The 24595-nt window shown below is 53.4% G+C and carries 24 protein-coding genes and 1 tRNA gene; 14 read left to right on the top strand and 11 right to left on the bottom strand.

All coding sequences use genetic code 11. The features are described from left to right. Window positions 1-26 precede the first annotated feature (26 nt). Both AB4N76_RS15555 and gabP read right to left on the bottom strand, forming a co-directional pair. Window positions 27-353 carry a hypothetical protein gene (locus tag AB4N76_RS15555; RefSeq protein ID WP_046031254.1) on the bottom strand — a complete coding sequence of 109 codons (327 nt, stop codon included), beginning with the start codon at window positions 351-353 and terminating at the stop codon, window positions 27-29. A gap of 381 nt (window positions 354-734) precedes the next feature. Continuing rightward, window positions 735-2126 (bottom strand): GABA permease, encoded by a 1392-nt coding sequence (gene gabP, locus AB4N76_RS15550; protein WP_046031255.1) that lies wholly within the window; start codon window positions 2124-2126, stop codon window positions 735-737. A gap of 562 nt (window positions 2127-2688) precedes the next feature. Between gabP and AB4N76_RS15545 the strand changes: the two genes are divergently transcribed. The 10 genes from AB4N76_RS15545 to AB4N76_RS15500 all read left to right on the top strand — a co-directional run bounded on the left by AB4N76_RS15545 (window position 2689) and on the right by AB4N76_RS15500 (window position 12797). Next, entirely contained in the window at window positions 2689-3462 is a 774-nt protein-coding gene (locus AB4N76_RS15545; RefSeq protein WP_007897462.1) for an ABC transporter ATP-binding protein, read from the top strand. 13 nt (window positions 3463-3475) lie between these two features. Further along, window positions 3476-4222 (top strand): ABC transporter substrate-binding protein, encoded by a 747-nt coding sequence (locus AB4N76_RS15540; protein ID WP_460163226.1) that lies wholly within the window; start codon window positions 3476-3478, stop codon window positions 4220-4222. Window positions 4223-4300: 78 nt separating this feature from the next. Further along, a complete protein-coding gene (locus AB4N76_RS15535) occupies window positions 4301-4996 on the top strand; it encodes an ABC transporter permease (RefSeq protein WP_046031257.1) in 696 nt (231 codons plus the stop codon). Beyond that, window positions 4993-5682, top strand: coding sequence for an ABC transporter permease (locus AB4N76_RS15530; RefSeq protein WP_046031258.1), 690 nt, complete (start codon window positions 4993-4995; stop codon window positions 5680-5682). Before AB4N76_RS15535 ends, AB4N76_RS15530 begins: the two co-directional genes overlap by 4 nt. Continuing rightward, complete coding sequence (locus tag AB4N76_RS15525; protein WP_077432278.1) at window positions 5663-6895, top strand: methyltransferase; 1233 nt, start codon at window positions 5663-5665, stop codon at window positions 6893-6895. The genes AB4N76_RS15530 and AB4N76_RS15525 overlap by 20 nt, the downstream gene beginning before the upstream one ends. Before the next feature lie 345 nt (window positions 6896-7240). Then, window positions 7241-8065 carry an FkbM family methyltransferase gene (locus tag AB4N76_RS15520; protein ID WP_046031260.1) on the top strand — a complete coding sequence of 275 codons (825 nt, stop codon included), beginning with the start codon at window positions 7241-7243 and terminating at the stop codon, window positions 8063-8065. A 77-nt stretch (window positions 8066-8142) separates the two neighbouring features. Continuing rightward, window positions 8143-8218: transfer RNA gene (locus tag AB4N76_RS15515), tRNA-Thr, on the top strand. A gap of 172 nt (window positions 8219-8390) precedes the next feature. Beyond that, window positions 8391-9713 (top strand): tyrosine-type recombinase/integrase, encoded by a 1323-nt coding sequence (locus AB4N76_RS15510; RefSeq protein ID WP_201256173.1) that lies wholly within the window; start codon window positions 8391-8393, stop codon window positions 9711-9713. A gap of 911 nt (window positions 9714-10624) precedes the next feature. Beyond that, window positions 10625-11605, top strand: coding sequence for an integrase domain-containing protein (locus AB4N76_RS15505; protein WP_107323068.1), 981 nt, complete (start codon window positions 10625-10627; stop codon window positions 11603-11605). Between the two features lie 325 nt (window positions 11606-11930). Then, a complete protein-coding gene (locus AB4N76_RS15500; protein ID WP_460163225.1) occupies window positions 11931-12797 on the top strand; it encodes a hypothetical protein in 867 nt (288 codons plus the stop codon). A gap of 263 nt (window positions 12798-13060) precedes the next feature. Here AB4N76_RS15500 and AB4N76_RS15495 read toward each other — a convergent pair whose 3' ends face one another. Both AB4N76_RS15495 and AB4N76_RS15490 read right to left on the bottom strand, forming a co-directional pair. Further along, window positions 13061-13474 (bottom strand): hypothetical protein, encoded by a 414-nt coding sequence (locus AB4N76_RS15495; RefSeq protein WP_133822111.1) that lies wholly within the window; start codon window positions 13472-13474, stop codon window positions 13061-13063. Between the two features lie 184 nt (window positions 13475-13658). Further along, window positions 13659-16724: a DEAD/DEAH box helicase gene (locus AB4N76_RS15490; protein WP_460163224.1), complete on the bottom strand. Its 3066-nt coding sequence runs from the start codon at window positions 16722-16724 to the stop codon at window positions 13659-13661. Window positions 16725-17275: 551 nt separating this feature from the next. On the opposite strand from AB4N76_RS15490, the gene AB4N76_RS15485 reads away from it, so the two are divergent. Continuing rightward, the gene (locus AB4N76_RS15485; RefSeq protein ID WP_059181808.1) at window positions 17276-17488 is read left to right on the top strand and encodes a hypothetical protein; all 213 of its coding nucleotides are present in this window, start codon (window positions 17276-17278) and stop codon (window positions 17486-17488) included. Between the two features lie 408 nt (window positions 17489-17896). Next, the gene (locus AB4N76_RS15480) at window positions 17897-18778 is read left to right on the top strand and encodes an Abi family protein (protein WP_460163223.1); all 882 of its coding nucleotides are present in this window, start codon (window positions 17897-17899) and stop codon (window positions 18776-18778) included. Window positions 18779-18850: 72 nt separating this feature from the next. Here the strand turns inward: AB4N76_RS15480 and AB4N76_RS15475 are convergent, their stop codons facing one another. The 3 genes from AB4N76_RS15475 to AB4N76_RS15465 are packed head-to-tail and all read right to left on the bottom strand — an operon-like array spanning window position 18851 to window position 20480. After that, window positions 18851-19561 (bottom strand): SDR family NAD(P)-dependent oxidoreductase, encoded by a 711-nt coding sequence (locus AB4N76_RS15475; protein WP_046031261.1) that lies wholly within the window; start codon window positions 19559-19561, stop codon window positions 18851-18853. Window positions 19562-19605: 44 nt separating this feature from the next. After that, window positions 19606-20262 (bottom strand): DsbA family oxidoreductase, encoded by a 657-nt coding sequence (locus AB4N76_RS15470; RefSeq protein WP_460163222.1) that lies wholly within the window; start codon window positions 20260-20262, stop codon window positions 19606-19608. Continuing rightward, complete coding sequence (locus tag AB4N76_RS15465; protein ID WP_059406388.1) at window positions 20259-20480, bottom strand: tautomerase family protein; 222 nt, start codon at window positions 20478-20480, stop codon at window positions 20259-20261. The genes AB4N76_RS15470 and AB4N76_RS15465 overlap by 4 nt, the downstream gene beginning before the upstream one ends. Window positions 20481-20705: 225 nt before the next feature. Between AB4N76_RS15465 and AB4N76_RS15460 the strand changes: the two genes are divergently transcribed. Continuing rightward, window positions 20706-21029: a helix-turn-helix domain-containing protein gene (locus tag AB4N76_RS15460; RefSeq protein WP_046031264.1), complete on the top strand. Its 324-nt coding sequence runs from the start codon at window positions 20706-20708 to the stop codon at window positions 21027-21029. Here AB4N76_RS15460 and AB4N76_RS15455 read toward each other — a convergent pair. Together AB4N76_RS15455 and AB4N76_RS15450 are read right to left on the bottom strand one after the other, a co-directional pair. Then, a complete protein-coding gene (locus AB4N76_RS15455; RefSeq protein ID WP_077432269.1) occupies window positions 21026-21373 on the bottom strand; it encodes a type II toxin-antitoxin system RelE/ParE family toxin in 348 nt (115 codons plus the stop codon). The two genes, AB4N76_RS15460 and AB4N76_RS15455, sit on opposite strands and share 4 nt — an antisense overlap. A gap of 68 nt (window positions 21374-21441) precedes the next feature. Continuing rightward, window positions 21442-21690 (bottom strand): hypothetical protein, encoded by a 249-nt coding sequence (locus AB4N76_RS15450; protein ID WP_139348152.1) that lies wholly within the window; start codon window positions 21688-21690, stop codon window positions 21442-21444. 494 nt (window positions 21691-22184) lie between these two features. Between AB4N76_RS15450 and AB4N76_RS15445 the strand changes: the two genes are divergently transcribed. Beyond that, window positions 22185-22478 (top strand): DUF3077 domain-containing protein, encoded by a 294-nt coding sequence (locus AB4N76_RS15445; RefSeq protein ID WP_046031266.1) that lies wholly within the window; start codon window positions 22185-22187, stop codon window positions 22476-22478. Window positions 22479-22760: 282 nt separating this feature from the next. On the opposite strand, the gene AB4N76_RS15440 is transcribed toward AB4N76_RS15445, so the two are convergent. Together AB4N76_RS15440 and pdxA are read right to left on the bottom strand one after the other, a co-directional pair. Then, window positions 22761-23534 (bottom strand): DeoR/GlpR family DNA-binding transcription regulator, encoded by a 774-nt coding sequence (locus AB4N76_RS15440; protein ID WP_046031267.1) that lies wholly within the window; start codon window positions 23532-23534, stop codon window positions 22761-22763. Between the two features lie 55 nt (window positions 23535-23589). Next, window positions 23590-24591: a 4-hydroxythreonine-4-phosphate dehydrogenase PdxA gene (pdxA, locus tag AB4N76_RS15435; RefSeq protein ID WP_046031370.1), complete on the bottom strand. Its 1002-nt coding sequence runs from the start codon at window positions 24589-24591 to the stop codon at window positions 23590-23592. Window positions 24592-24595: the final 4 nt, after the last annotated feature.

Below are 24595 nucleotides of genomic sequence, written 5' to 3'. Positions count from 1 at the left end.
TTTTTTAACTGCAGAAGCTACAAGCCTCAGGCAGCCACAGGATTCAGACGCGGGATTTCCATGCCGATCTTGGCACTGGCGTAGCTCAGATCACCGCTGGCAATGGATTGAGCCTTGAAGCCGGCACCGATCAGATCCTTCACGTACAGCTTGTTGTAGATGAACATGAACACGAGGTTGCTGAGGCTAAAAGTGAAGCAGGCCACGACAAACATGATCGCTGCCCACTTGAAGTCACCACGGAACAAGGCCGGGAAAAAGCCAAAGAAAAATACGGTCCACGAGAAGCCGATTGGCGCTTCTTTCATGGCACCGGTATTCGGGTTTTTGAACACAACCGATGTAAACGCCATGCCTGTCTCCTTGATGCCCCAATGGGTTGGCTGAGTGGCCGGGCTAGCTCCATGCAGCGCTGACTCTGATCTGCCGCTTGAACGGCAGGCACACGCAAATGCATCTGTGAACACACCGCAGATGAAGGAGCAGGCAAGAAAGGGTCGGGGGGCTTTTAGCCGCAAAGGCTGAGGGCGTCGAACAATCCGTGTCCTGAAACTCCATCGTATCCCGTAACAGCGAGATACACATTCGGCGCAAAGGCTACTATCTCGCCATCATCGTGTCTATCCGCTTACTACCCAATAAAGCACCTGAATGAAAGGCAAAAAAACGACCGCGATCATTTCTGATGGCGGTCGTTTCGGTGCCTCAACAACAATTGGCTTGAGTCAGATATCTCAGCGCGCCAAGGCTGCGCTCAGCTTCTCATTGTGACGACGACGAGCTACCAGCACGCCTGCCGCGACTACCAACAGCGCCAGCAGGCCGGTCGCGAGAATCTCTACGCGATGCGCTTCCTGGAACAACATGATGGTCAGGGCCGCCACGATGAAAATGATCACCGCGTAGGTCAAGCCCGGGAACAACCACATGCTGAAGGCGATTTTTTCACCGCGTGCCATACGCTGTTTGCGCATACGCAGCTGGGAAATGGCGATCACCAGGTACACCAGCAACGCGATGGCGCCGGAGCTGGCCAGCAGGAACTCGAACACCGCAGCCGGGGCGACGTAGTTGGCGAACACGGCGAGGAACGCAGCACCGGTCGACAACATCACAGCCCAATACGGCGTGCCGCTCTTATTGGTGCGCTGGGAAACGGCCGGTGCGTCACCGCGCTTGCCCAGGGAGAACATCATGCGCGAGGCGGTGTACAGCGCCGAGTTGAGGCAGCTGGTCACAGCAACCAGTACCACGATGTCGACGATCAGCTTGGCATTCGGGATGCCCATGCGCTCAAGCACAGTCTGGTAAGAACCGACGCTGGCCAGAATCGGATCGTTCCATGGCACCAGGGCCACAACGATGAAGATCGACACGAGGTAGAACAAGCCGATCCGCCAGATAACCGAGTTGGTCGCCTTGGAGATTTGCTGGCCAGGGTTTTTCGATTCCGCGGCCGCGATGGTCACGATCTCGGTGCCCATGAAGGAAAACATGGTGGTCAGGATCGCGCCCAATACCGCGCCCATGCCGTTTGGCAGGAAGCCCTGGGTGTCGAACAGGTGCGAAACGCCGCTGACCTGGCTGCTTGGCAGGAAGCCGAAGATCGCCAGAACACCAAGGACGATGAAACCGATGATCGCTACAACCTTGATCAAGGCGAACCAGAATTCGAACTCACCGTAGTTTTTGACGCTGAACAGGTTGGTCACCGTCAACAGCAGGGTGATGATCAGCGTGAACGCCCAGATCGCCACGTTCGGGAACCAGGCGTGCAGGATGGTGGCGGCGGCGTTGGCTTCCAACGGGATGACCAGCACCCAGAACCACCAGTACAGCCAGCCGATGGTGAAACCGGCCCAGTGACCGATCGCGCGATCGGCGTACGTCGAGAAGGAGCCGGTGTCTGGCGAAGCAACAGCCATTTCACCGAGCATGCGCATCACCAACACCACCAGCATACCGGCGGCAGCGTAAGCCAACAGCACGGCCGGGCCGGCGGCGGCGATGGCGTGACCCGAGCCTACGAACAAGCCGGCGCCGATAACCCCGGCAATCGACAGCATGGTCACATGACGCGGTTTAAGCCCCTGTTCGAGGCCATTGGAGTTTGGGGTACTGCTCATTGAAACTACCTTTGTAAGGAAAAGCGAATGCATGCATCCCGCCTGGTTTTCTTTCTCGTAAAAAGAAACCAACGGGGCGTTCTGGATTCTGTACGCAATAATTGCGCCAAAATGTTTCAAAACCGTCTATCACGGCGATCTCGACCTGACCGGACAGTCATCGCAAGTCATTGAAAGTAATAGCACTTTGCCAGAACGTTACCCTGCGACTCACTTTTCCAACGAGCGCGCGCACCAGAAACACATCCGGTAAACGCTCGACGCACAATAAAAGTGCGGATCAGGAACGTTTGGCCGCTTAGCGCTTCCAACACCCCGCCAAAGCTGGCAACATCGCGCCCTTTTTTACGCCACCCGCGGCTGCTTTGTATTTAAAAGCAGGATCAAACGGCTGTTCGGTTGATAGCAGCGCGACAGTCTGCTGTACCGATGCGACAACCTGCCACATCACTTCCGTTTACCGCCCGTAGCGCTGTTGGCTGCCATTCAAACGCTATGCTAGCGTGGCCGCCTCGCCAGGAAGGCCGCCAACAGCAGGAGCGAAACACTATGAGGAACGCACATGGCTGAGGCCACGCCCGCGCTTGAAATCCGCAATTTGCACAAACGCTACGGACAGCTTGAGGTGCTCAAAGGCATCTCGTTGACCGCCCGCGACGGCGACGTGATCTCGATCCTGGGTTCTTCCGGTTCCGGCAAGTCCACGTTCCTGCGTTGCATCAACCTCTTGGAAAACCCGCACCAGGGCCAGATTCTCGTAGCCGGCGAAGAACTCAAACTCAAAGCGGCGAAGAACGGCGAACTGGTCGCTGCCGACGGCAAGCAGATCAACCGCTTGCGCAGCGAGATTGGTTTTGTGTTTCAAAACTTTAATCTCTGGCCGCACATGAGCGTGCTCGACAACATCATCGAAGCTCCGCGCCGCGTGCTCGGCCAGAGCAAGGCCGAAGCCATCGAAGTGGCCGAAGCCCTGCTGGCCAAGGTCGGCATCGCCGACAAGCGCCATGCCTACCCGGCGCAACTGTCCGGCGGCCAGCAGCAGCGCGCCGCCATCGCCCGAACCCTGGCGATGCAGCCCAAGGTGATCCTGTTCGACGAGCCCACCTCAGCCCTTGACCCGGAAATGGTCCAGGAAGTACTTAATGTCATCCGTGCACTGGCCGAAGAAGGCCGCACCATGCTGCTCGTGACCCACGAGATGGGCTTCGCCCGTCAGGTCTCCAGCGAAGTGGTGTTCCTCCACCAGGGCCTGGTAGAAGAGCAAGGATCGCCACAGCAGGTGTTTGAAAACCCGCTTTCGGCGCGCTGCAAACAATTCATGTCCAGCAACCGCTAACGGAGCTCCCCACATGCAGAACTACAAAAAGGTCTTCCTGGCTGCCGCCGTCACCCTGGCGTTCAGCGCCGGTGCCATGGCCGAAACCCTGAAGATGGGCATCGAAGCGGCCTACCCGCCATTCAACAACAAAGATGCCAGCGGCAACGTGGTCGGCTTCGACAAAGAAATCGGCGACGCCCTGTGTGCCAAGATGAAAGTCGAGTGCACCGTGGTCACCTCCGACTGGGACGGCATCATCCCGGCCCTGAACGCGAAGAAGTTCGACTTCCTGATCTCCTCGATGTCGATCACTGACGAGCGCAAGGGTGCGGTGGACTTCACCGACCCGTACTACTCGAACAAGCTGCAATTCATCGCCAAGAAAGACGCAGACTTCAAAACAGACAAGGCTTCCCTGCAAGGCAAAGTGATCGGCGCACAACGTGCGACCCTCGCCGGCACCTGGATGGAAGACAACATGGACGGCGTCGAGGTCAAACTCTACGACACCCAGGAAAACGCTTACCTGGACCTGACCTCCGGTCGTCTGGACGGCATCCTCGCTGACAAATACGTCAACTACGAGTGGCTGAAAAGCGACGCCGGCAGGTCTTACGAATTCAAAGGCGATCCGGTAGAAGAAAGCGACAAAATCGGTATCGCTGTCCGTAAAAACGACCCGATCCGCGAGAAGCTGAACGTCGCACTGAAAGAAATCGTCGCTGACGGTACCTACAAGAAAATCAACGACAAGTACTTCCCGTTCAGCATCTATTGATTCTGACCTGCCTGACCGGCGCCGCTTTATAGCGGTGCCGGTTCTCGGCATTGCCTGCCGCGATTTGAAAAGAAATCCATGACTATCGATCTCTACGGATTCGGCCCGGCGCTCGCCGCCGGCGCGCTGATGACTGTGAAACTGGCACTCTCGGCCCTGTGCCTGGGACTGGTGCTCGGTCTGCTCGGCGCCTTGGCCAAGACTTCGCCATACAAGCCGCTGCAATGGCTTGGCGGCACTTATTCGACACTGGTTCGCGGTATTCCGGAATTACTCTGGGTGCTGTTGATCTATTTCGGCACGGTCAACCTGATGCGTGCCATGGGCGAGTTTTTCGGTAACCCCGACCTCGAACTGAATGCCTTCGCTGCCGGTGTGATTGCCCTGGGGCTGTGCTTTGGCGCCTACGCCACCGAAGTGTTTCGGGGCGCGATTCTGGCGATTCCCAAAGGCCACCGTGAAGCCGGCGTGGCGTTGGGTCTGTCGAAGTTTCGCATCTTCACCAAACTGATCATGCCGCAAATGTGGCGCATCGCCCTGCCGGGCCTTGGCAACCTGTTCATGATCCTGATGAAAGACACCGCGCTGGTATCGGTCATCGGCCTGGAAGAAATCATGCGCCACGCGCAAATCGGCGTGACCGTGTCCAAGCAACCGTTCACCTTCTATATGGTGGCCGCGTTCATGTACCTGGGCTTGACCGTGCTCGCCATGAGCGGCATGCACTTAATGGAACGACGTGCCGCTCGCGGCTTCGCGAGGAGCACCCAATGAACTGGGAAGTCATCATCAAGTGGCTGCCGAAACTGGCCCAAGGCGCAACGCTGACCCTGGAACTGGTGGCCATCGCCGTGATCGCCGGTTTGCTGCTGGCGATTCCGCTGGGCATCGCGCGTTCGTCACGACTCTGGTACGTACGGGCATTTCCCTACGGCTATATCTTCTTTTTCCGCGGCACGCCGTTGCTGGTTCAGCTGTTCCTGGTTTATTACGGCCTGGCGCAGTTCGATGTCATCCGTAATAGCTCCATGTGGCCGTACTTGCGCGATCCGTTCTGGTGCGCCACCGCGACCATGACCCTGCACACCGCTGCCTACATCGCCGAGATCCTGCGCGGCGCGATCCAGGCGATTCCGCCGGGTGAAATCGAAGCGGCGCGCGCGTTGGGCATGTCTCGCGCCAAAGCGCTGTTCTATATCATCCTGCCGCGCGCCGCGCGCATCGGCCTCCCGGCCTACAGCAACGAAGTGATCCTGATGCTCAAGGCCAGCGCCCTGGCCAGTACCGTGACCCTGCTGGAACTGACCGGCATGGCCCGCACCATCATTGCCCGAACCTACCTGCCGGTGGAGATCTTCTTCGCCGCGGGCATGTTCTATCTGTTGATGGCTTACGTGCTGGTTCGCGGCTTCAAGCTGCTGGAGCGCTGGTTGCGCGTCGATGCCTGCCAAGGGCGTTGATTCCTCCTGCGTACTGACGGGCGAGGCCCTGCTCGCCCGCTTCACGGCGCTGGATGCTTTTCTGATCGAGCATCAAGCGCTGTGGAAGCCACGGCCGTTTACTCATCTGCAACTTCCCTGGGAAGCGTCCTACCCTGAATTGTCCTTGTGGCTACGCAACCGCTCGCTGGACGACGCGGAAAGCAGCCACAACCACCCTTGCTCGTTGAGTGCGCCGGAGCCATTTGCTTCGTTGGCGGCGCTGTCGCTTGAGCTGAGCCAGGTGGCTGAATTGCCGGCGCACGCACTGCAAGCGGCCGGGCATCGCCTGAACGTCGATGTGCCGGGGCGTAAGTGGCAGCAGATTGAGGCGTTTGCCAGTCGCCTGTCGTTTGCTGCGCCGCCGAGGCATTGGCTGGACTGGTGCTCGGGCAAGGGCCACCTGGGCCGGCGTTTGCTGCAAACCGGGCAACAACTGACCTGTCTGGAATACGACCCGGCACTGGTGGCCAGCGGACAGGCACTCAGCCAGCGTCATCACTTGCACGCACTGCACGTCGAACAGGATGTACTGGCCTCGGATGCTGCATCACTACTGCACAACGGACACACACCCGTCGCGCTGCATGCATGCGGTGACTTGCATGTGCGACTGATCCAGCTCGCCAGTGCGGCAGGTTGCAAGCAACTCGCCATCGCGCCGTGCTGTTATAACCGGATCAGTCTTGCGGCCTATCAGCCACTTTCCTCTGCGGCTTTGCGCTCCGACCTACAGCTGTCGCTCGACGATCTCGCCCTCCCGATGAGCGAAACCGTCACCGCCGGTGCGCGCGTGCGCCGTCAGCGTGACACCTCCATGGCCCGGCGTCTGGGTTTCGACCTGCTGCAACGGCAACTGCGCGGCGTTGATGAATACCTGCCGACTCCGTCCCTGCCCAGCGCCTGGCTGGACAAACCCTTCACCGAGTACTGCCATCATCTGGCCGCGCTGAAAGAGTTATCCACAGTTGGCGCGCAAGATTGGTCTGCACTCGAAGCCGCTGGCTGGCAGCGCTTGGCGCATGTACGCAATCTGGAGCTGCTGCGCGGACTTTTCCGACGCCCGTTGGAGCTATGGCTGGTTCTCGACCGGGCACTTTTCCTCAGGGAGCAGGGCTATACCGTTCGTCTGGGCACCTTCTGCGAAACTCCGCTCACGCCGCGTAATTTCCTGCTTCTGGCAGAACGCCCTTAAAGCAATTCAGACCTGTGGATAACTCTGTTGATGAAATAATCGTGGATCCAATAAACACGGCTGTTTCAGAGCTGAAACTAGTCTGTTCACTTTTCGTACACCTGCGAAAAAAACCAGAAAAACAGGCATTTGCGAACAAATGAGAACGGGTCCGCAAAAACAGTAATGAAGGGGGCAAGGCGTGCGGCCCGATGTGCATAAGCATTCAATGCAAAGGACATAAGCGCCGAAGTCAGGACGCCAGACCGGGGAAATTGCACCGCTTCGCGACTCTTGTTATACACAGACGCAAGGACGCCGACAGCGCGACCACCCACAAGAAAATTCGACCGACAGGATGCGACAGTGACGTTCATTTCTTACGCACAGAATTTCGAAGACATCCGCCTGTGGCGCGCCCTCAAGACTGTCGAGAACGGCTTCTATATCGATGTCGGGGCCAACGACCCCACCCATGACTCGGTCACCAAAGCGTTCTACGACCATGGCTGGACCGGCATCAACGTCGAACCGATGCCCAACTACTACGAAGCCCTGTGCCAGCAACGGCCCAAAGACACCAACCTGCAATGCGTGGCCGGCGAAAACGCCGATAGCCTGACCTTCTACGGCATCGCCGGCACCGGCCTCTCGACCGCCGCCCCGGCCATGGCGCAAATGCACAAAGACGCCGGCATGGACGTGCGCAGCCAAACCGTCCAGTCCCGCACCCTGACCTCCATCTGCGAAGAACACGCCCAGGGCCGCCCGATCCACTTCCTGAAAATCGACGTCGAAGGCCACGAAGAAACCGTCCTGCGCGGCATGGACTTCACCCAGTGGCGGCCGTGGGTCATCCTCATCGAAACCCCGTGGGACCGCGACCAGGCCTGGGAAAGCCTCGTCACCGGCGCCGGCTACCAGTCCCTCCTGTTCGACGGCATCAACACCTACTACCTCGCCGAAGAACACCTGAACCTCAAACCCGCCTTCGACATCCCGCCCTGCAACCTGGACGAATTCCAGTTCTGCAAAGGCCACAACTTCAGCCACCCCGTCAGCGATGCCGAACAACAACTCACCGCCGCCCTGCAACGCGCCGAACAGGCCGAAGCACAGCTGCGCGCAATGCAAAACAGCCGCACCTGGCAAGCCATCCAGAAACTCAAGAAAACCCTGCTGCGCGCCTGACCTGACACCTGCGCAAAAATAGTCTGAATTCAGGGGTTTACAGAACCAATCCAATCGCTATAATCGTCGCCCAACACGCCGGTATAGCTCAGTTGGTAGAGCAACTGACTTGTAATCAGTAGGTCCCGGGTTCGACTCCTGGTGCCGGCACCATACAAGGTTCCAGAGAAGGCTTTCAAAATCTCTGGAACCCCCGAAAAACCCGCCTTCTGGCGGGTTTTTTCGTTTTAGCGTTCCATCGGTTTCCGTCAGAAACTGGTGGATTCCAACCGTTTTAAGGGTAGAGTTTGGGATACAGGTCACTTCGATAAAAGGGAGTACCCTTATGTCGCGCACCACAGCTCCGCTCTCCGACGCAGCTTGCCGCTTGGCAAAACCTACAGACCGCGCCTACAAGCTTTTCGACGGCGATGGCCTCTACCTCCTAGTCCAACCCAATGGCCGCAAAGGCTGGCGGCTCCGTTACGTCAAACCTGACGGACGCGAAGGACTGACATCGTTCGGCAACTACCCCGTCATTGGCCTCGCCGATGCGCGCCGCAAGCGCTTGGAAGTCAAGCGAATGCTGGCGGATGGCGTTGATCCTATAGAAACCAAGCACCAAGCCAAGGCGGAAGCCGTAATCAAAGGCAGAACCTTTGAAAGCGTTGCGCTCGACTGGCATACGGAAATGTCGGCCAAGTGGGCACCAGGCCATTCCAAGACAGTGATGAGCCGCCTCAAAACCCACGTATTCCCGCTGATCGGCGCACGCGCCATTGTTGATCTCGACACCCATGACCTTATGCAGCCCTTGGAAGCGATCAAGAAGCGCGGAACGATCGACGTTGCTTTAAGGGTACAAAACTACCTGCAGAGCATCATGCGCGAGGCAAAGCGCCTCCGGCTTATCACCATAAACCCTGCTTACGATCTCGAAGGCTCGATCAAAGCCCCGCGGGTGGTACATCGCCCCGCTCTACCCTTATCGCGACTGCCGGAACTGCAGGAGCGGATCGACACCTATAAAGGCCGGGCACTTACCCGTCTTACGGTGATGCTGTCGCTGCATGTGTTTGTACGATCCAGCGAGCTGCGTTTCGCACGCTGGAGCGAGTTCGACCTCAAGCGTGGCACCTGGGAGATACCGGACACTCGACCCGCGTTGGAGGGAGTACCCTTTTCCACAAGGGGTACGAAGATGGCAGGGGATATCCATTTAGTACCCTTATCGCCGCAAGCAGTGGCGCTACTCGAAAAAATCCATGCACTCACAGGCAAATTCGCATTGGTCTTCGCAGGTGATGCCAAACCCTGGAAACCCATGTCCGAAAATACCGTGAACAACGCGCTACGAACGATGGGATACGACACCAAAACCGATATCTGCGGGCATGGATTTCGTTCGATGGCCTGCAGCGCACTGATCGAGTCAGGATTGTGGTCGGAGACAGCTATTGAACGGCAGATGAGCCACAAGGAGCGCAACAACGTCCGCGCCGCTTACATCCACAAGGCCGAGTTCATCGAGGAGCGCAGGCTGATCATGAACTGGTGGAGCCGGTACCTGGAGGCCAACCGGCAGGAGCATGTCACTCCACACGAATTCGCGAACCAGACCGGAGCGAACGTCACTCGCCTAAAAGCAAAACGTGGCGCAACCGAGTAAGCGCTCGGTATCCATATCTCAGTGATTCGTTTGTCCACGCGGGTCCATCCAAACAGGGCTGCAAAGCCGCCCTGCTTGGATGGACCTCACTTAAAAAATCTAAAGCCCACACAACTGTCTGTGGAAAACCACTGATTTCCACCGGTGGATAATTTCATCCACAGCCGCAGAACTCCCGAATATTGGAGTCTTGACCCGAATTATCCACAGGCGTAGAAAAGATCGGGCAAAGCGCTGTCGTCGACAGCAACCCAGGTAGCCCGAACCTTTAAGGCTACGCCACACGGTGGTGGTTCTCCCAAAGTGCGATTAGCGTCCGGCGGCTCTCACGGTCACAGCGATGTGATGGATGCCTACTTCTACCAGAGTGCCACTGCGGCAACTCATACCCTTTTATAGCTGCCCTGCAGCAACCTATTCGCTTGGCCATTTCATTGCGCCAACCTGCGCCCGTCTCTTTCTCCCAGAAAGAGACGGGCGCTCCTACCGCTGCTGCAGCCCAACTCGTACAAGGCTTTGCGGCATTTCCCCTCGTGACAATCGGCGTGACAAACACCGAAAAGTCACCAGCAACAGCGATGCAGATGATGGTGCCGCAGCCGATGGACAGGCTGCACCTGACTGACAGTCAGGCATGCCCCGGTCATCGCATCACTGCCTTCACCTGACTCAAGATCTCGCGGCGTCGGTCTCGTCGGCCAGCGCAGCCTCCACCCGCCCACTTCCTCGGAAGTGCTCAGGAGGCCAGATCATGAGATGCCCAAGCTCCCGGTCGTAAAGAGCCGCCAGTCCCGCGTTAGTGGACAACCCTCACAGGTCGCAGGGGCCTTGATCCCTGATAACACTCAGCATTCTTGGCGGGATGACGTGGGGAAAGTTTTAAAAGTTTTGGCTTCGAGAGGAGTTTGCTCATGGCATTGGTAGGAAGGCGAGACGGGCGCAATTTTGGCTATGGTCGGCAGCTGAGCTATGCGGGGCCACAAGCATTACGTGATCTTTTTGGCGGCGGGCATTACGGCACGGTCAAAGCGCACAGTGATCGGTGGCAGGCATTTGTGCGGTGGTGTCGGTCGAAGGATGGGCCAGGGTTTAACGATGCGCGGCAGATAGATCGGCAGACCTTGCTGGACTACGCCGGACATCTGCGTCAGCAAGTTGAACAAGGCGCTATAGGCATCGCCACCGCGCAAAACCGGTTGTCCAGCGTGAACCGGACCCTGGCTGCGCTTCGCGGTGATCAGTATATGAGAGCGCCAAGTCCAAGTAAGGCGCTGGGAATGCAGCGCTCCGGTATCCGCAGTGAAGTACCTCAAGGCCAAGACCGCGCACAAGTGAAACGGATCGTTGAAGTGCTATGTGAACATCAGCAGCCACGAGTCGCTGCCATCGTGCAGTTGGCACGCGAAACCGGGATGCGTTTACGTGAGGCCATTTTAGCAAACCTGCCCCGGCTGCAACGTGAGGCCAAACAACTCGGCAGGATCAACATCCAGGACGGCACCAAAGGCGGTCGTTCGGGCGCATCAGCCTCTCGCTGGATTACGGTAAGCAATAAGATCCGCGAGGCACTGGCATTCGCCCATCAAGTTTCGCCAAAAGGTAGCCGCAACCTATTGGCCCCGAACGAAAGCTACCTAGACTTCCTAACGAGCACCGTCCGTCCCGCTCGAGACCTCCTCCACACCCATGAACTCAGAGGCTTTCATGAGCTGCGGGCGGCTTATGCGTGCGAACGCTACGAGGAAATCACTGATCACCTCGCGCCCATCAACGGTGGTAATTGCTACCAACTCAACCAACACCTCGATCAGTTGGCCCGAGTACAAATCAGCTACGAACTTGGTCACGGTCGTATCGACGTGGTTTCGGCTTACATTGGTGGTCGAGCATGAGCAAAACATTTGATATGGAACTGTTCCTGGCGAGCGTACTGACTGGATCGTATACCACACGTCAACGTCACCTTCGGCAGGCAAAGATAATCCAAACGACAATTGTTAATCGCTGGAACCTGGAAAACCCGTGGATATGGCAACGAAAGCACCTTATATGGTTCCTAAACAACAGCGCGAATAATAAGTCAACCTCCACCCATTATTATTACGTACTGACCGCTCGTTTGATCGTATCTCGGTTAAAAAGGGTGGCGGTTACCGAAATAACCATACGAAATTTCTTGGGACGATGCTTACTCTGGAAAAGTCATGCTAAGCTCTGATGCACCAATTAAAAGCGAAAAACCCAACAACAAATTACAACCGGCCAGCAATCAACATTACTCCTTTAAAAGTCACCATGAACAAAAAAGTTATTTTATGTGCCTGGATCTGCGCAACATCTATAATTCAGATTTTTTTGGATAAAGTTATTTTCCCAGAAAATGACAAAATACAATATAGAGAGATGGAGCTCTACAGACCACGAGCGGACTTCGAATACAAATTAACTGAACTGTTAAAAAGTATACGCACCAACCAGTATTATGAGAAGTTAAACATTGAAAATACAAAACGAACAATTGACACAGCCTATATACATACACTTCTTGAGTATCATCGAGAGATCGTTCAGCTCTACGACGTAGCGGGATCAAAAGAAATTCTATTAGCGCTTCAAGAAATGGGTACCGATATTGTACGAATGTCTAAGAGCATTGGATATAATACTTGCGTTCCCAGCGATCAGTTTTCCAACTTCAATACTTCTGCAAAAGAGATAGCCCCGCTAATAGATAAATTAAGTTCCATCAAAGAAAACATATTAAACTTTGACGAAAAAATTCGTAAAGCTAAACCTGATCATCTCGAAAACGGAAAGTTTGATACTGAAGCAGCGGCAGAAAAGGTCAGGCTATTGATCGAGCTTATGAAAGATCCATATCTATATGTTAGATTCAACAACAAAGACCCAATTTCTGATTTCCAAAAATACATAAATGACTTCGACACCATACATGAGACATATAGAACCTGCGCTGCCAACTATGCAGAGAGAAACGAACACAACAACCACATTAAATTGTTTTATCAAATTATGACCTTCTTAATTCTCACCATACTTATGTATAGAAAAGACTTGTTATAAATATTCAAATATTCAAGAAATATCATCCACGTTGATTAGTAATGCTTTACATAGCCATGACTGATCAACACACCGTTCGCCTTTGGTCGAGTAGAGAGAGAGCGCTTACATTCCATGCAAACTTAAACCCATTGAACTGCCTAAAACATACCAAATATCTTGTCACTTTACTTTTACCAAGTCGGTACAGTTCGGGGAGATTATTGGCCACCCTGGATACTTAAATTGATTTCTCCATTGCTAAAGTAAAATTAATAGCGAGATTAAGGCATATCGCTTTTTGGCATAGCATTGAGCGAACTGTCACTTGTAGCCCATGGTTTTACAGTAGTCACAGATTTACGATTCGGCTTAATTTTTTGTTTCCGCACCGACCCCCATTGATAAATAAGTTCTTGTTCGTACGCCTCTACATCCTTGAATGCAGCTTCTCCGATATGTGCAATGTAGAGTGAAAAATCAGATCGTAACATTCCAGCAATCAAGTGCATATATCCACTGTTATACCTAGCAGAAGCTGTATAACCAGAACTTTGACTTGTACCGAAACTCTTAGCTTTACCTATATAAAAAGGCCTATCTCCATCTTGAGGATGGTGGAATACGTACAAACAGAAGCACTGACGCTTAGCATCTTCGAGTGTATCGTATGTAAACTTTTCCCAAACCAGTTGCATTGGTTTACCCCGACATCAAACTACAATCATTATAAAAACAGTGCGGCAAAACTTCAGATTTGTTTTCGAGTAAATCTTACCATGCTATAAATAACTAACTCCCCTTAGGTACTACAAGAGTCACAAAACCAAACTTGCCCTCACTGAACCTCTCAATCAATGAGTACCACTCACAAAAAAGCCCCTAGGAAACGAACACCTTGAATGCCACATCATTATTTGCCGAAGTTGCTGTCCATGAGTCTAGCAACTGGAATGCCTGAAGACTTTCATGTATGCATTCATTACCGCGACTCACTTGATTAGAAAAATGAGTCCGAGAAAAAGCGTTTCCGATCACAATCCAAATTTCTTTTTCCACCCGTAAAGAATTTCTTCGTTCAGTAAACACGCGCCACGCTTCATCAACCACAGTCTCATAACCCACCCCTAATCTCGCCATATAAGCGTCGGGGGCTTCCTTATGAATCAGCCGCACTCGCTTTAGGAGGTCTGGGTGAGTTAGATCTAATCGCCACGGAGCGCCTAGCAATCGATGATTCCCAAACTTAAGATCCTTATTAGGACTTATCAAAACCTCCATATTTTTTATTGCTTGCCCACCTACTTCTGCAATTGCACCCGCTGAGGATCGCGGCTGCAAAGTATCTCCACACTTAACATGTATAAATACCAACTTTGTTTCAGAACTGGCAATAAAATCTGCAGGCTCTGTATTTAAATCAGTGCAGAGCAAATAATCAATATCAGGTATATGCGAGAAAAATGGACCATATTCAGCCACACGCATATTAGAGTCATTTACATTTCGAATTTTGTCTATTAAAAAAAACACGGAATTAGGTAGAAAAGCGTTTTGTACCAACCCAGCGGAACCTCCTTTTTCATCCATTCCGGGCGAAAGTAACTCGTTTACCTTTATAATTGAGCGACCTATGGCGGATTTATCTAAGTCAAATCCCGCCTCAAGTGGTAGTCTAAATTTATAATATCGTCCTTGGTAGAACGCTGATGAATTTATATACAGAATCCTCTGCAATCCAGCAGTAAACACTTCCGTCATCGACTGTCCAGAGAAAAACTCCTGCCCGGAATCAGATATTTGTTGATTAAGAAGCCTGTAGTTACTATCTAAAACAAGTCTAGGTGCGTGTGTATTTATGTCATATGACAAATAGATATGCACATCCCCTAGTTCCGCCCGATAAACAAAACTATTAGAGCCAGACACATACTCTAGATAAATAATATCATTAATTAAATTAAACTCCTGCCCATTTAACGCAAACATCAGAGGATCGGAAAAATCACAAAAATCAAGAATGATGCTTGCAGGCTCACACTCCGGAGGGTTAGCAACGGGCTTCGCGAAAGAATTTATTAAATTACTTTCGACGACCCTTCCGCTATTTATCACATCTACAACATCATCTATCCACGCAGCTAATCCGCGCAGACTTAGGTTCCTATTCTTCTGATCAGAAATTCGTCCAGATCCTACACCGAGGTAATAGCTACTTTGTGCAACACCATTCTGCGATAGATTATCAACCATAAGTGTTGACAGTGCATAGGAGGCGTTGGACTGCGCCGAGTGAATATCTTCGAGATTACGTCCTCGCCATGAGACTCCTTCTGGACGCCGCCTAGCTTCGCCTATGGCCATACTTGTGGCCGACTTGGTTCTAATGCGGTCAGTTCTTGCTCCGAGGGATAGAATTTCCTCCAGTGAAATTACACCGCCAAGACCAATTTCAGCTTCACTCGAATAGTTAACGCCTCTACTATCATAAACAACGAATAGGTCACCAAGCTCTCTACAAATTACAACTTGAAGCGCCGGCTCAAAAAATAAAGAATCCTTTAAAAACCTTGAATTACTAAAACTTATGCTTAGAGCAATTGAAAAACCTAGAGACTCTCGAATTACGACAAGCTCACCAGCCATAGTGAGCTTCCAATATAAGGCATCTATAAATTTAGCCATCGTAAAAGCAGGCGTCTTCTTTATAAAACAGAGAGATGCCAGAGGAATAGTTAAGCTTTGTTCCACATCGAAATTATCAATATCAAATTTCTTCCTAAAGCCTGAGTCAAAATAACTTACATCAGGGAAGGCATCAAGATACCTCTTTAGGAGCATTGATGTATCAAGTGACTTTAAGAACGAAACACAATTATCGCGAACACTAATATACTCATCAAAATCTAGGAAATTTCTCCACAAGCTCGAGTTGGAGTTCGAGTTTATTTCCAACGTAAACGCATCATAATTCCGATGTGCCCGAACAACCCGCCCGACTGTTTGCACAAGCTCTCGACCACTACGGACGGCATATGTCAGAACCAGAATTTTTGCTTGTGGAATATCTATACCTTCATCAAGTTTTCTCTGATGAATAATCACATCATAACTGGAGTTTTTAAGTGACCTAGGAACTGTAGATTTAAAGTTCTCTCTTGCATCGCCTGAAAACTGTTGGTGGACAGCCAATACAGAAAACTCCGGAGAAAATAATTCGGCGTATAACTCTACAGCTTCAACATTTTCGCATTTTACAATACACTTGGTATTAGGCTGTTGCTCTAAAAGTTCTTTTACACGCGGAAGCAGTCTTTCATAAGCCATAGACTCCCAAACCGGCTCACAGAGAACATTGTCTTCAAGCGCATGTTTGTATGTATAAACATAGCTCCATTCGGGAGCAACATCAAATTTAAATAAATCGTTTCTATATGGCGTAGCAGTTATTATGACTTTATGGGCTCTAAATGACCGTGATATTTCACTCCAGATTGGGGACGGCTCGGAATGTCCCTCATCCACAATTACCAGATCCACAGCCTCAACTAACGCACTTAAAGCCACCTCAGATAGCGACGACAACATCTGAAAAGTAGTAACATTTATACTTTTATCTTCAGTAAGTGCCACACCATCAATTACTGTTTTCAATTCAATATCATATTCAGGCAGTCTATCAGTGAAAAACTCCCCTGAAAGCTGCTTAACCAGTTGCTCCCGTACCGCCGAACGATGGCAAATAACTAATATTTTCTGCTGTTGCCCAAAGTGGGCTAGAACAGAAATCACTCCTGTTTTACCACCCCCGGTGGGCATGCTTACCAAGCATGAATGGCGAGTTTCTGGTTGGTTAAGGTAATCGAATGCCAGCTCAAGCGCATTTTTCTGGCCTTTACGAAGGACATTCCAAAGGTCGTCGTTAACTTCTACAGCCCCGAACTCCATTTCTGATCTCCATACCCTACGCTCAGCACCGGGATAGTTAGCTGAGTCGGAAAGCATACCGGCACAAAGCTACTACACCCACATATTTTTGACTATTCACTACCAGCCCTCCCTTCAATGCAATTCGCTTCTGCAAATTAAACGAATATCGCTCATTTTCATCAGTAGGGCTCAAAAAGTCAGATGCGTGCGTCTTCACCTAGCTAGAGGTAGATTTAGGGGTATATCCAAGACTAGCCGCCTATAAAAAACTTTATTTACAGATAGTTAGGTATAGGTTCGACTCCTGGTGCCGCACCATACGCAATATCGAAAAAGGCTCACCGAAAGGTGGGCCTTTTTCGTTTATGGGTCTTACGCTCGCCCGTCTCGCTGAAGGATGGTCATATTCATCAAAGACGCGAGTCGACGCATCCCATTCTGGTACCGCGCATCTACATACCGCCCCGAAACGATGAGCGGTTACGGTCGAAAATCAGTGAGGCGGCATAATGGCAGCAGTGCTTATGCACAATCTGCCACTTCACTCCGCCGTTGCGAGCCCCTTTGTAATGAACACCGAACGACGTTACTCGATCATCTTGGAGCACAGCGCCGAGGTGCTGCTGGAACATGCACCCATGGCGCAGATAGAGGCATTTTGGGACGCCAACGATACCCGCTACTTCGGGTTGCGCATGGAGGACGAGCACAGCGCGCACGCACGAGTGATTGTTACGGACGAAGTCCCCGACGACGAAGATGTGGAGCTTTCTTGTCTGTAGCGAATGTTGCGGGCAACATAAAAAAAGCCCTCGTAGAAATACGAGGGCTTTGTTGTTTCTGGGGTTTGGAGACAATCCCCGGAACGCCAACACATTGGCTTCTATAGAAGCCAACAAAACCTTACCTCCAGCGCCAGACCAAACATTGCCCGCACACCTAATCGTTACAAATTCGCGCCAGTGCAACGTTGACGGGGTCTCACACCTACCTATAATGCACCCCAACACACCCGCCAAGCCTAGGTTGACCCAGTCAGCAAGCTCAAATCGTGCGGGTTTTTTTGCCTGGAGAAAAGCTACATGAGGTCCTTCGACAAACCGGCCCTCAGCGTAGAACAGCAATTGGAACTGCTAAAGCAACGAGGCCTGCAAGTCGCTAACAACGACCGGGCCATGCGTTTCCTCTAAGTGGTCACGCTGTTTCGCCTGAGCCCCTATATGCGCCCCTTCCAAGAGCAAAGGCCAGAACATACCTTCAAACCCGGTAGCACTCTGAAAGCCGTAGTCGACATCTACCGATTCGATGGCTCGTTGCGACGCATAACCATGGACGCCATCGAGAGGGCCGAGGTCGCCATACGAGCAAGCATCAGCAGCCACATGTGCCCCAAGTATGGGGCTGACTGGATCGCCAATGCCTCGGTGTTCTCCTCGTCCTATTCGCACACCGAACTCTTACGCCCCCTTCGGGACCAATTGAGCAAAGAGCGAAATAAATTCGAACGTGAAACAGACCGTATCAAGAAAGGGCGACAGGACGACGGCCTTCAGCAGCAGAGAATCGAAAACCGCATGCGTGATAACTATTTTCGATACTACGGTGCGACCTATGCCTTTCCCGAACTGCCGCCCGCATGGGCCATTCTTGAAGAACTCAGCCTCGGTACGGTATCCACCCTATTCAATGCCATAGGCAGAAGTGCCGACAAGAAAGCTATTGCCGCCAGATTCGGTCTGCCGTTCGATGTTTTGGCTTCGTGGCTCCACACCCTGACCTTCATACGAAACTGTTGCGCCCACCACTCGCGGTTATGGAACCGAGAACTCTCAATTCGGCCCTCGCTACCCAAAGAGTGGAATATCCCAAACGCAGCCGCCAGCAGACCTCAGCCCAAACAGCGGCTTTATATCGTATTGACGATCCTCGCGTATCTAACCGATTTGATCAGTCCAGACAGCCGGTGGAAACCTCGTCTCGCAGAAATCATGGAGCATCTGGAATCAACGAATTTAAGCCTGATGGGCTTTCCTGGCGATTGGAAACGTCAACCGCAATGGCACCTGGAATAAGAACCCGAAGTGAAAAAAGCCCTCGTAGAAATACGAGGGCTTTGTTGTTTCTGGGGTTTGTAAGCCAAGCTTTTAGTGACCAGCGCTCTGCCCACCATCCACGTGCAGAATCTCACCAGTAACAAAGTTCGCGCTATCCAGATAAACAACCGCCTGAGCAATGTCGCTGATCTCGCCCATATGCCCAACCGGGTGCAGATTTCCCAGCGCTTCATGCGTTTCCTCACCATGCATCGGCGTCTTGATGATGCCTGGCGAAACCGCATTCACCCGAATCCCGCGCTTGGCGTACTCAATCGCCAAGGATTTGGTCGCCGCGTTCAAACCACCTTTGGTCAGCGAAGCCAACACCGATGGCACACCATCAACCGCGTGGTCCGTCAGACTGGTGGTGATGTTGACCACGTGGCCTTTGCCTTGTTTTTCCATCTCGTTGATCGCGAGTTGGGTGATGTAGAAGAAGCCGTTCAAGTTCACCGACAACACATTGGCGTAGTCTTCAGCGGTGTAGGCGGTGAAAGGCTTGGCAATGAAGATCCCGGCGTTATTGACCAACGTATCGATGCGGCCAAAGCGGGCGATGGCTTCGCGGATCACTTGTTGCGCCACTGCCGGGTCGCCGATGTCGCCCGCTACAGTGAGGATGTCCGGGTCTGTAGATGGTTTGATCGAACGCGAAGTGGCGACAACCTTGTAATCCAGATCACGGAAGGCTTTGACCATGCCGGCGCCGAGGCCTTGGGATGCGCCGGTAATGACGATGACTTTTTTCGAATTGCTCATGATGAACCTCTGCTAATTAAAAGATGATTTAAAAAAGTAAGTAATCAGGCTTCGGCGGGGGCCTTGGCCATTTGTCTCAGCATTTGTTCGTAGTACTCGACCGACTGCGATCCGGACACCAGTTGACGACCGTTGAGGATCATGGCCGGGACCGAGTTGATGCCGTGCTGGCGGTAGAACGCCTCAAGCTCGCGGACTTCTTTCGCGAACGCTCCGGATGCCAACACTTCTTGCGCAGCGGCCACATCCAGTCCTGCTTCCCCGGCCAGACGAGCCAGCGTTTCGCGATTGCTCGGGTTCTGGCCATCGGTGAAATAAGCGCGCAACAGGACCTTCTTCAGCTCGATCTGCCGCCCTTCCTGCAACGCCCACAACAGCAACCGGTGCGCATCAAACGTGTTGTAGAAGTGCGTGCGCTTTTCCAGATCGAACGTGAAACCGATGGCCTCGCCACGAGCGATTTGCATGGCTTTGCCGGCGGCGACGTCCTCGGCGGTGCGTCCATACTTGCGCATTAAATGTTCAACCGCTTTTTCACCGACCGCCGGCATGTCCGGGTTCAACTCGAAGGGCTTGTAGGTCAGCGCCACCGACACTTCACCGGCCACGTTCTCGATCGCCTGCTCCAGCGCCGTCGCGCCCAACGCGCACCACGGACAGACCACGTCGGAGATGAAGTCGATGGAGACGGACGCGGTCATGACTTGCCCTCCGCCTCTGCCAGTTGCTTGCGGTACTGGGTGGTGGTGATGCCGGCGTAGCCCCAGTTATCAGTGTCGACTTCTTCGATCACGATGTGGGTCAGGTGCGGATCCTTTTTGAGGACGCGTTCCAGGGTTTCAGTGATTTCGGCGATCACCTGAGCTTTCTGCTCTGAGGTAACGCCATCGCGGGTGATGCGAACGCTGACAAAAGGCATGAGGGAATCTCCAGTGACCTGCCCTTCGGAATGAATGGGTAGGCGTTGGAGTTCAATGTAGGGAGTTAGCTGGAGGGGATAAAGGTGGGGACGGGAACATCATTAGTTACTTGGTGTAATGAGTGCGCTAGGGGCAGGCGAAAAAATGTTTGCATCAAAAATGATCAATCGCTAACCTCCATTTATCGTAAATTTTAGATAACCATTTAAAAAAGGAGATTGCTCATGGCAATCCAATTCTTCGACAGTCCGTTCCATGTCACGCATGACGAGGAAGTCGCCAGCAAAATGGCTCTGAAAATGGAGTTGTCCATTTTCATCACTGAGTGCATCAAAAAACTGGGCCTCAAACAGAGTGAGACCGCAGCCAGGTTGAACGTGACCCAATCACGTGTTTCTGAACTCACCACTGGGAAAATCGAGAAGTTTACGATCGATGCAATGATGGACATGCTGGATAAACTCGGCTTTCGCACCACGTTTACTCTGCCATCCAACGATGCTGGCGCGTTGCCTCAGATAGTCATTTCACAAGCTCACGCCTGCTAGACGTTCCACTCCATATTCCGAAGCTCCCGTTTGAGCTCCTTCAACCGATCCTCCGCAACTGCCATTGCGTGACGATCAGTTCGATTCGTCGTCTTCACGAACGAATGAAGGACGAAAATGGTGTCCGCATACTTCGTGATGTAGATGCATCGGTATGCCGGGCTACCATTGATGATCATCTCAATCGTCCCCGCCCCGATTGAACTCAGCTGCTTTATTGCCAACTCTGGATCCCCGCCGTACTGCACACGCATCAGGTCTTTCCCAAACTCATCCTGAACCCAGTCCGGCAAGGCCTTGTACTCCCGTGTTGCAGCTTCACTTACAAAACCAAATCTCTTCAAATGCTGGATTCCTACCTGAAACAGTCGATGCCTTCTCAACGTCCAGTAGACGATTGAAGGGATGCTGTTTAGTAGTTATCGCAGGCTTCTTTTTCCGTAGGACTCAGCCCCTTTTGATGTAGTCCGCTTTGTAACGTGTCGCTTTTTTTCACTTTCTGCGACACGTTATTGGAACGTGTCGCTGATAACGACATGTGCGAGTTGATGCGTTCCTTCGTTAACGGCCTGCCCTCAGCGATTGGAAGCGCTCGGTGCTCATTCATTTCGCGCACAGATTCCAGCAAATCCTTTTGAAACTGATCCAATTCGATATCCAATACTGATGCCTATTTCGCCAGTCGATAAGGTCTCAACAAGCCTTCTCAAATTATCAAAATTATTGCTGGGCAATATTTATTGCCCAGCCATAAAAATCACCAAAACATTTCGGCACGCCACCACCTAGCCACGATTGCGCATCCTCCCCTCTCAAGCTACCTTCAGGTCGTCGCTGCCAATTCAGCGACCGGGCCTGAGAACCCGAGTAAGATACAGGCGCACAAGCGCCCATAATCACGAGTGTTGGCGTTTTTTTGTGCCTGCATTTCCGTGTAATGGCGGCTGTGCGTGGGAGACCTTCGGGTCTGCCGGGTTCCTGTATCTCCGGTTTCTCAGCCCACGCATAGCTGCCACCCATTCGCCTGAGAACGAACGTGGTAGCTCAAACTTTGATTCAGGAGTTTTTGCTAATGCCCGCTATCGATCCGTCCAAAATTTGCGCTACCGCTCCACCAGCCATCACCCACCACCGCCCAAAAAGCGGAGGTGCCCAATGACCAACCCTCAAGACCTCAAAACCATCGGCCTCACCCCTTTCTCCTACCACGCAAACGATGCACTGTTCCGCATCAACGCTGGCGTCCCGGTGATCCAGGCCCTCTCCCACGCTTCCGATCTGCTCCACATCGCCAAACTTCTCGCATCAGATGCCGCGATGGTTCGCGACACCGACCGGCATGCCTGGGCATCGCATTATTTGCAGGATATGAGTAAGGCGATCATTGATGATGTGGTGAAGGTGCTCGCCGCACCGTGTAACAACCGATCCAGTGACGTCGCACCATAAAAAATTGCACGCATAAAAAAGCCCCGAGCCTATCGGGGCGTTTTGAGTCGTTCTTATTAACGTGTCGCAATTTTTCACTTTTTGCGACACGTCTTCGGAACGTGTCGCCGCGGACGACATGTTGGCGACACGTGTCGCCGAAATTGGATTTTTGCGACATGAGCTTTGTCGCGAGGAAGGTTGCTACCGCTTGAGTGCAAAAAAACGGTGTTGCTTGCGAGATTTTGGGGTCCGCTGCGTAGCCCAGCGGGAGCAAGCTCCCCTCGCCACAGGGGTGAGCAATCAAGCGACGTCCACAGTTTCCACCGTGATCTGCTTAAGCGCATAAAACGGCGCCAGCGCTGCTTCATCCGCAGTCGAGCCAGTAATCAACCGCCACTCCCGCTCAATCGGCGTCCAATGCTGTTGCCGCGCGCGGCCGAGTTTGTCGGTGTCGGCGAGGACAACAATCTGCGCCGCACGCTTGATGATGCATTCCTTGAGATACGCCTGCTGCGCACTCGCTTCACACAAACCAAACTCCGCGACCACACCGTCCGCACCCAGAAAGGCCTTGTCGACGCTCAACCGGCTCAACGTCAGTTCCGCCAACGGCCCCAATGTGCTCATGCTCGAACCGCGCAGATCGCCGCCGATCAGGGTCAGTCGCACGCCCGGCGCATTGGCCAGGGTCATCACCGCCAGCAGATTATTGGTCACCACATGCACGTCTTGCCGTGAACACAAATGGTGAGCCAGCGCGGCGCAGGTGGTGCCGCCATCGAGCAATACGGTATCGCCATCCTGAACGTGAGCCGCCGCCGCTTGGGCGATGGCGTCTTTCTGTTCCCACTGGCTGGTTTTGCGTTCTTCGAGGGAAGCTTCCGGCTCATGAACGCCAACCACCGAAGTCGCGCCGCCGTAGGTGCGCACCAGATGCCGCTGTTTGGCGAGCATGGTCAGGTCACGTCGCACGGTCGCTTCCGAGACCCCGAGCGCCGCGCTCAATTGCTCGACGTTGGCATCGCCAATGCGTACGAGATCGAGGATGGCGCGGTGGCGTTCGGAGGCTTTCATGGCGGGTCTCGTTGTGTGGACGGTGGTCGATCTTACACGACAGCGCCCATGCGCCTCATCCCCGTCGCGTGGCAAGCTCCGCACCCTGGCGCAGCGCTTCGAGCAGGCTGCGTTCATCGGCGATGCCCTTGCCGGCGATATCGAAAGCAGTGCCGTGGTCGACCGAAGTGCGGATCACGTCCAGGCCCACGGTCACGTTCACACCAGCTTCAAGCCCCAGCACTTTGACCGGGCCGTGGCCCTGGTCGTGATACATCGCCACCACCAGGTCGAAGTCGCCGCGTCCGGCGCGGAAGAACAGTGTGTCGGCGGGCAGCGGGCCGGTTACGTCGAGGCCGCGTTCCTGCAATAGCTTCACCGCAGGGATGATCTTTTCTTCCTCTTCGCCATAACCGAACAGACCGTTTTCACCGGCATGCGGGTTGATCCCGCACACGCCGATTCGTGGCTTGGCAATGCCGGCCTTGATCAGCGTCGCGTTGCCGCGCTCGATGGTGCGCTGGACCAGGCCCGGTTCGATCTTGCGGATCGCGTCGATGATGCCGATGTGGGTGGTGACGTGAATCACCCGCAGCTGCGGCGCCACCAGCATCATCGAGACTTCGTCGACGTTGGTCAGGTGCGCGAGCATTTCGGTGTGGCCCGGGTATTTGTGGCCGCCGGCGTGCAGCGCTTCCTTGTTCAATGGCGCGGTGCAAATGGCATCAATCTGGCTGGCCTCGGCGAGTTGCACAGCGCGGGCGATGTATTGATAAGCGGCGTCACCGGCGATGGGCGACAGTTCACCGAACGGCAGGTCGTCGGGGATCAGGTCGAGGTCGATGCAGTCAATGGTGCCGGCCTCGTACAACGCTTGGGAGGCATCTTCGATGCGGCGCACTTTAGCGCTGCCGCCGACGATGACGTTGGCCTGCTCCAGGCGACGGGCATCGCCGATCACCAGTGGTCGGCATTGCTGGTAGACGATGTCATGAGTCAGGCTCTTGACGATGATTTCCGGGCCGACGCCCGTGGCGTCGCCCATGGTGATGCCGATGATGGGGAGGTAGTTGTTCATAGTG

It is taken from the genome of Pseudomonas sp. S2_F03 (assembly GCF_054668335.1).
This window is presented reverse-complemented; position numbering and strand designations above follow the sequence as displayed.